This window comes from Gilliamella sp. N-G2, assembly GCF_002142215.1.
Taxonomy (GTDB): domain Bacteria; phylum Pseudomonadota; class Gammaproteobacteria; order Enterobacterales; family Orbaceae; genus Gilliamella.
Map to the genome: position 1 here is coordinate 1 of NZ_NAST01000051.1, position 4,330 is coordinate 4,330.

A 4,330-nucleotide genomic window follows, 5' to 3' on the forward strand; every position below is an offset into this window, starting at 1 on the left:
AAGTTCTAATGCTTCTATCGGAAAAGTAATATCCGGTAGATTAAATTCATTTTCATTCTGAGTATAATTAGCTTTATTTTTTGTTCTAGTAATCATGGATAAAAATTGGTCAAATGAGTCTGCTACTGGCATTAAATATGTACATTGAGTCAAATACCCGTATCTAAACATCATATCAAAATGTAAGTCATTGACTTTACGATCCCAATAATAAATTTTGCCATAGTAACCCAAACAAAGTAAATTTCCATGATTTAATCTTACTATTGCAAAATAGTTCTTTGGTATTCTGTTTAAGCACATCTCATTAAGAGCAATTAAATCTTCACCTGCTTTTTCTGAGAACCCCAAAATCACTTCCAAGGGCAATTTTTTCCCTTCAAGGTCAATATAATAACTATAATCTAATCCATAAAAATCAATTACGTTATATTGTTTTAAAAAATTAACATAAGACTGGTAAGGTCTTCTTTTTAATTTTAGTTGTGAAATCAGTTTATTAATGTTTTTTGGCACAGGATATTTTGATTGAATCATTTTATCTTCTTTAATGTTACATGATTCAAAAATACAGGCTTGATTTTCTATTCTATCTGAGGTTAATGAATTGAGTTCTAGATCAGTGCTGTTGTCAAACTGATATTCATTCTCATCAGGTTTATTGCTATTTATTTTTTTTCTTCTTCTATAAATATCTAACTCCAATTCTTCCGGTGAAAGATCCTCAATATATCCTATGACCGATATATGCGTTTTCTCCTCTACTTCTCTTAGCCAGTTACAAAAATTCTCAAATATAACATCATCACTTTCTTCTACACTTAAAAATCCATAACCGCATGTATGAGAAATATCTAAGGTATTTAATGCTTCAATAAATTCGTCCTCATTTTTAATCAGCCAATCCATTGGTAACTTCATCATAATATCTATTAGTTTAAGTTCATCCTCATAAGTAAGATAAATTGGTTTGTTTTCCAAAAAATTATTAAGTATATTTTCATTCTCATTCATACGTTAATATCCTTATTGAATTACTAAAGTATCGAAAAAATTAAGATATTTGATGTTACCATCACTTCTTATTGTTCTTATGGTAATTAAAATTTAACTTTTCATTCAAAAATGCCGTCTGCCAAAAGTCCTTCTTCTTTTAATCTTGCTACTACTTCCTGCTGTTCTTCAGTAAGTGTCAATGTTTTAAATTTTTCTATTATTGCACGCCCTCTTTCAGATGCTTCCAATTTTTCTATATAAATCGGTATATCTCCTTCTGACACTCTAAAAATCCTTTTAGGATTTTCTTCCCAAAGTTCTAATGCTTCTATCGGAAAAGTAATATCCGGTAGATTAAATTCATTTTCATTCTGAGTATAATTAGCTTTATTTTTTGTTCTAGTAATCATGGATAAAAATTGGTCAAATGAGTCTGCTACTAGCATTAAAGCTGTATTTCGCATCAAATATCCATATTTTACTTTCATATCAAAATGCAAGTCATTGACTTTACGATTCCAATAATAAATTGAACGACTTGCCATACAAAGTAAATCTCCATGATTTACTCTTGCTATAGCAAAATAGTTCTTTGGTATTCTGTTTAAACACATCTTATTAAGAGCAATTAAATCTTCACCTGCTTTTTCTGAGAATCCCAGAATCACTTCTAGGGACAATTTCTTCCCTTTATAGTCAATATAATAACTATAATCTAAACCATAAAAATCAATTACGTTATATTGTTTTAAAAAATTAACATAAGACTGGTAAGGTCTTCTTTTTAATTCTAATTGTGAAATCAGTTTATTAATGTTTTTTGGCACAGGATATTTTGATTGAATCATTTTATCTTCTTTAATGTTACATGATTCAAAAATACAGGCTTGATTTTCTATTCTATCTGAGGTTAATGAATTGAGTTCTAGATCAGTGCTGTTGTCAAACTGATATTCATTCTCATCAGATTTATTGCTATTTATTTTTTTTCCTCTTCTGTAATTATCTAACTCCAGTTCTTCCGGTGAAAGATCATCAATATATCCTATGACCGATATATGCGTTTTCTCCTCTACTTCTCTTAGCCAGTTACAAAAGTTCTCAAATATAATGTCGTCACTTTCTTCTACAGATAAAAATCCGAAACCTAATGTATGACAATAAACTAAAGCATTTAGTGCGTTAAAAAATTCGTCCTCATTTTTAATCAGCCAATCCATTGGTAACTTCATCATAATATCTATTAGTTTAAGTTCATCCTCATAAGCAAGATAAGTTGGTTTATTTTCTAAAAAATTATTAAGTATATTTTCATTCTCATTCATACGTTAATATCCTTATTGAATTAAAAAGGTATCGGAAAAATTAAGATATTTGTTAAGTTTTCACTAATTCCATCAGTTCGATAAATTTTTATACCTTCCTTATCAGTGCTTCTAGAAGTTAAGCCGAACTGCATCATTGGCGTATTAGTTTAATTGTACTTTATGATATATATATCATCATCTCCATGCACTTAAAATCTATTTATTTAAACTATCATCTGGAAAACAATTGAGATCAAACTCCTAAATATCTGGTATTTTTTACTGTTTGGGCTCTGCCTCTGTATTTGTCATCTTGATGTTTCTTTTATTAACTAGTTCAGAAGGAGCAGTTGGAAGTTTAGTAAAACGGCTAGTTTCATTATTATGCTAACGATTCGATTTGCTATTGTAACTACAACTCAATCCAAGTGGATCTAACAAGTTAAGCGAGTTAGGCACATATTGATAAAGACTGTATCCGCCTCTTAGTCCTATCGGATCCAGCTGGGTAAAGCGGCCTATATCCGGATCGTAGTACCTAAAAGTATTGTAGTGCAGCCTGATTTCTCTGTCTAAATATTGTCCCTGATACATCTGGTTCTGTTGAATCTGTGTATGAGCAATCTCCTATATCGGTTTACCTCACAACTGGTATGAGCACTCCCTGACGATACCACCAGCTTCATCCTTCAGCATCTCTGGCATACCGTTTACAATAGATATGGAGGTAGTAGATGTGCTGTTCTTGATTAGCATTTCTGTCTATTCGCGCCACCGATTCATAGCTGTTGGTGTCACTATATAGGTACGGGCTTTGCGATGGGTCAGTTTGATTCACTCAATCATTATTAAACCATTAAACATAAAGCGGGTACGGTTATAAGGTTGGCTGTCTTTGTCCAGTCGATGTTTTTTAAAACGTCCCCTAATGCATCAAAGACATAGCACTCTAACGATGGGAGCGTTCCAGTTCTTCGATACATAATTCGATGAGATAGTGTTCGGCATCGTAGTGGTAATACTGGGTACCGCTGGCGGTTTGTTTGCTGCGGGTTCGTCCGTGTTCGTCGTAGCTGTATTTCAGTCCGCGGAAGCTGAGCTGCTGATTAAAGCGGATCAGGTTCTGATTGCTTTCTTCTTCGCCGCATCTTCTGTCCAGCAGATTGGCCGCAGCATCGTATTGTAATGTTTCCCAGTAGGATTCGTTGCGGTAGCTTTCGATGCGTCCGGTCACATCGTAGCAGTAATCACTCTATCCTTGATGTAGGAATTAGTGGATGGAACGAGAGTTAAATAAAAAAGCTGGTAAGATTTGATTTTTTTACCCAGCTTTCTTTATCATCTAAAAAGGTAATGTCCTTTTAATAGGAGCAAATTTTCTAATATCCACACCTTGTAATTTAAAGTAATAAAAAGCATCTTCTATATTGGAAAACTCACTAAATTCTTCAGTTGCATAATCTTCGTATATTTCCATTTTATTTTCAGGTATGTGGAAAAGATAAGTATTATATTTTTCATTCTCTTTTTTAATAGCATATTCAAATAAATAATTTTCACCATTTATATCCTTTATCTCATCAAAACCTCTAACCTTACCATTCTCTATGGCAGTGATTAGTTTTTTTATATACAAATCAGCCATCTATATCAATCCTCACCATTGTCCTATCAGAACGTTTAATATTTATATGAGGCAAAGAAGCATTCTATTTCCTCTATGGTTGTATTAATATTTTTCAATTATTTTTATTTAAAACTATCTAACCAGTCGAATATCTAAAATTATTAACAATATAATTTACAATTTAATTTTTTATAAAAATTTATATTTATAATTACAATAAATGATTATATCTATATTTTTTATGTAAATCATGTGTTTAATAAATTATTATATATTATTTTACGATTGTTTGAATTGTTATACTTTACAAATATTTATCAATTGTAATTATGCCGATTGATCTAAAGTAGTATATTTCTGAGTATGTACGTCCCAAAAAATGTATAAATAACTTGTATCA

At 31.2% G+C, this 4,330-nt stretch carries 5 protein-coding genes; all 5 read right to left on the reverse strand.

Annotation, left to right across the window (positions count from 1 at the left end; translation table 11 throughout):
- On the reverse strand, positions 1-1,014 hold a 1,014-nt coding region (locus B6C99_RS13435; RefSeq protein ID WP_216819493.1), incomplete at its 3' end, for an SMI1/KNR4 family protein.
- Positions 1,015-1,115: 101 nt separating this feature from the next.
- Positions 1,116-2,321: an SMI1/KNR4 family protein gene (locus tag B6C99_RS13440; RefSeq protein WP_216819494.1), complete on the reverse strand. Its 1,206-nt coding sequence runs from the start codon at positions 2,319-2,321 to the stop codon at positions 1,116-1,118.
- Between the two features lie 369 nt (positions 2,322-2,690).
- Entirely contained in the window at positions 2,691-2,927 is a 237-nt protein-coding gene (locus B6C99_RS13810; protein WP_371265848.1) for an RHS repeat-associated core domain-containing protein, read from the reverse strand.
- Between the two features lie 325 nt (positions 2,928-3,252).
- A complete protein-coding gene (locus tag B6C99_RS13125) occupies positions 3,253-3,537 on the reverse strand; it encodes a hypothetical protein (protein ID WP_143413930.1) in 285 nt (94 codons plus the stop codon).
- 108 nt (positions 3,538-3,645) lie between these two features.
- Positions 3,646-3,948 carry a hypothetical protein gene (locus tag B6C99_RS12745; RefSeq protein WP_086360168.1) on the reverse strand — a complete coding sequence of 101 codons (303 nt, stop codon included), beginning with the start codon at positions 3,946-3,948 and terminating at the stop codon, positions 3,646-3,648.
- Positions 3,949-4,330 lie beyond the last annotated feature (382 nt).